At 45.9% G+C, this 3,208-nt stretch carries 3 protein-coding genes; 2 read left to right on the forward strand and 1 reads right to left on the reverse strand.

The genetic code is table 11. The features are described from left to right. Positions 1-174: 174 nt before the first annotated feature. The gene (locus tag IQ229_RS20265) at positions 175-612 is read left to right on the forward strand and encodes a DUF6918 family protein (RefSeq protein ID WP_194046827.1); all 438 of its coding nucleotides are present in this window, start codon (positions 175-177) and stop codon (positions 610-612) included. A gap of 193 nt (positions 613-805) precedes the next feature. On the opposite strand, the gene IQ229_RS24255 is transcribed toward IQ229_RS20265, so the two are convergent. Then, positions 806-964, reverse strand: coding sequence for a hypothetical protein (locus IQ229_RS24255; protein ID WP_228013601.1), 159 nt, complete (start codon positions 962-964; stop codon positions 806-808). Positions 965-1,308: 344 nt separating this feature from the next. On the opposite strand from IQ229_RS24255, the gene IQ229_RS20275 reads away from it, so the two are divergent. Continuing rightward, a partial coding sequence (locus IQ229_RS20275) for a homocysteine S-methyltransferase family protein (RefSeq protein WP_194046829.1) occupies positions 1,309-3,208 on the forward strand: 1,900 nt, incomplete at its 3' end.

Genomic DNA, 3,208 nt, shown 5'->3' on the forward strand with positions numbered 1-3,208 from the left:
CCTCTGCCCCTCTGCCCCCCTGCCCTCTGCTCCCTGCCTTTTCTCAACTATGCAGCCTAAAAGCGTATCAGCTTATCCACAACATCCTCTAACTCTGATACCATTTTCTGTAATTTCCTGCTTGCTAAAAAAATTAGTCGAATAAAATTAAGTACTTAGATAAGGAAGAGTGAAATGGGACTTAGCGACGGACTTTTGAACCCGACCAAAAAGGCTATGGTCATAGAGGACTGTTGCAATATGATCGAAGGACAGCTTGCATCCAAGTCAGGCATGAGCGGCATCGCTTTGAAAACTGCATTTGCCGCCCTGAAGGGGGTTAAGCCAGGGTATATTCCCTATGTGGTTGAACAGATTTTGCCGCAATGCTTCACGGCACTTGATCCCATTTGGAGTCAAGGCGTAGAGAAAGGCAACCCAGTTGAATATCTGAGCGTGAATCGCTCTGATACAGCAGACGCACTACTGGGTGTTACCGATGCGAGAGTCAAGAACTCAAACCGCCAAATCGTGCGAGGAACCTATGAAAAACTTCGCGGTTCAGCCAAAAAGCACGTAGAAGAAGCAGTGCCAGATTTAGCCAAAGTAATCAATAATTACACTAAGGTCTGAGCAAAACGAGTAGAGACGCGATTAATCGCGTCTTCTAGAAACGTGGGAAGCGCAGATGCAAAGTAGCTTTTCACCAGATATCGCCTCAAAACTTCACCAACTCCAAATCAAGTTCTGCCCGTTGTATGGCTCCTTCTTTTGACTGTTCTCTGAGATTGATTAAGGCTTTTTGAGTAGTATAATATTGCACAGCTTAGTTAATGAATCGACTGCGATCGCGTAGCGTCTCCTCCAGAGAATCGCCTTTTTCAATAACTCGCTCGATTAGTTCAATTGTTTCATCAGACAAGGTGATGTTAATCCGGCGACGGATTATTTTCGTTGTGTTTTGCACGGCAATTTTATTGTACACATCTATAGAATGTGTACAATTGTGCAAAAAAAGCGTATTTTACTGCCGTAGCCATTGGCTAAGATAATTATAGAAAGTGCGATCGCTTGCCTACTTAGTTGATATCGTTGCAGAGATGGCGATCGCTCAGACTCACATTCGGATCAAGCGGACATGATATGAGGGCGCTTTTGGATAATTCTGTCGTCGCCAATCTTCATAAATCAGGTCAAAATGAGCGAATAGTGAGTTTCAGCAAAACAGACTTTATTAAAAGATGCCGAAAATATCACAATCTTGGAAAATAATAAAGTAAGTCGAGTATCACATGACTCACTTGATTTCCTCATTTCTTCTAGGAAAATATGACTCATCCTTTCCTTGAACGCCTGCGTAGTCCAGATAGCCCAGTCCTCGTTTTCGACGGGGCGATGGGAACCAACTTACAAACGCAAAACCTGACTGCTGAAGACTTTGGTGGTCCACAGTATGAAGGTTGTAACGAATACTTAGTCCACACGAAACCTGAAGCTGTGGCTAAGGTTCACCGTGACTTTCTCGCTGCTGGTGCAGATGTCATTGAAACCGATACCTTTGGCAGTACGTCCTTGGTGCTGGCAGAATATGACTTGGCAGACCAAGCTTACTACCTCAGCAAGACAGCCGCAGAATTGGCAAAGCGTGTCGCTGCGGAATTTTCCACGCCAGAAAAACCCCGGTTTGTGGCAGGTTCCATCGGCCCGACAACCAAACTTCCGACCTTGGGACATATTGACTTTGACACCATGAAAGCTACTTTTGCTGAACAAGCAGAGGCGCTGTGGGATGGTGGTGTCGATTTATTTTTGGTAGAAACCTGCCAAGATGTGCTGCAAATTAAAGCGGCGCTGAATGCCATTGAAGAAGTGTTTGCCAAAAAAGGCGATCGCCGGCCGTTGATGGTGTCTGTGACAATGGAAAGCATGGGCACAATGTTGGTTGGTTCAGAAATCAGTGCTGTGCTGACAATTTTGGAACCTTACCCAATTGACATTCTCGGTCTAAACTGCGCCACAGGCCCAGACTTGATGAAACCACATATCAAGTATCTGGCAGAACATTCACCTTTCATCGTTTCTTGTATTCCCAACGCGGGTTTACCTGAGAACGTTGGCGGTCAAGCGCACTACCGTCTGACACCGTTAGAATTACGGATGTCGCTGATGCATTTTGTTGAAGATTTGGGTGTCCAAGTGATCGGGGGTTGCTGTGGGACACGTCCAGAACACATTCAACAATTGGCAGAAGTTGCTAAAGGTTTGAAGCCAAAAGTTAGACATCCTAGCTTAGAACCAGCAGCAGCATCAATTTACACCACTCAGCCTTACGATCAAGATAATTCTTTCTTGATTGTTGGCGAACGTCTCAACGCCAGTGGTTCCAAGAAGTGCCGCGATTTGCTAAATGCGGAAGATTGGGACGGACTCGTTTCAATGGCGAGGGCGCAAGTAAAAGAAGGCGCACACATTCTTGATGTCAACGTCGATTATGTGGGACGTGACGGTGTGCGGGATATGCACGAGTTAGTTTCGCGCATTGTCAATAATGTGACATTGCCTTTAATGCTTGACTCCACCGAATGGGAAAAGATGGAGGCTGGTTTAAAGGTTGCCGGTGGTAAGTGTTTGCTTAATTCCACCAACTATGAAGATGGAGAACCGCGCTTTTTGAAGGTGTTGGAGTTAGCGAAAAAATACGGCGCTGGTGTAGTCATTGGTACTATCGATGAAGATGGGATGGCGCGGACAGCAGACAAAAAGTTTGCGATCGCACAACGCGCATACCGTCAAGCTGTAGAATATGGCATACCACCCACAGAAATATTCTTTGATACCTTAGCGTTACCCATTTCCACCGGGATTGAAGAAGACCGAGAAAACGGTAAAGCTACCATTGAATCCATCCGGCGGATTCGTGAAGGATTGCCTGGATGTCATGTGATTTTGGGTGTTTCCAATATTTCCTTTGGTTTGAATCCAGCCTCGCGGATGGTGCTGAACTCGGTGTTTTTGCACGAGGCGACAACGGCGGGAATGGATGCAGCCATTGTCAGTGCTAACAAAATTTTACCGTTATCGAAAATTGATGCCCGCCATCAAGAAATTTGTCGCCAGTTGATTTATGATGAGCGGAAATTTGAGGGTAATGTTTGCGTTTACGATCCCTTGGGAGAGCTTACCACAGCGTTTGCCGGGGTGACAACTAAGCGCGATCGCTCCTTAGATG

It is taken from the genome of Nostoc cf. edaphicum LEGE 07299 (genome assembly GCF_015207245.1).
In the GTDB taxonomy this organism is placed as follows: domain Bacteria; phylum Cyanobacteriota; class Cyanobacteriia; order Cyanobacteriales; family Nostocaceae; genus Nostoc; species Nostoc edaphicum_B.